Origin of the sequence: Luteibacter yeojuensis (assembly GCF_000964085.1) — a bacterium.
GTDB lineage: Bacteria > Pseudomonadota > Gammaproteobacteria > Xanthomonadales > Rhodanobacteraceae > Luteibacter > Luteibacter yeojuensis_A.
Genome location: NZ_JZRB01000116.1, coordinates 1 through 245, shown reverse-complemented (window position 1 = coordinate 245; position 245 = coordinate 1). Strand labels below are relative to the sequence as shown.

General features: G+C 65.3%; 1 protein-coding gene. It reads left to right on the top strand.

Annotated features, from left to right (window positions below):
- Positions 1–210: cytochrome b (locus tag VI08_RS20465; protein ID WP_045831495.1), on the top strand; the 210-nt coding region annotated here is incomplete at its 5' end.
- Between the last annotated feature and the right edge of the window lie 35 nt (positions 211–245).

Here is a 245-nt window from a genome sequence, read left to right as displayed (position 1 = left end):
GCGGGCAAGTATCCTGTGCTTATGGGCGGCGGCTTCGTGCTCCCGCCGATCCTGCCGCAAGACCCTGCGCTGTTTGCATGGTTGCGTGAAGCACACCGCTACCTCGCGTGGCTGTTCTTCCTCACGTTCCTCGCGCACATGGGCGCCGCGTTGATGCACGGGCTGATTCGCCGCGATGGTGTGCTCAAGTCGATGACCACGGGCAACTAGCCGGGCCCGCTCGTTGTAGGAGCGCGCTTGCGCGC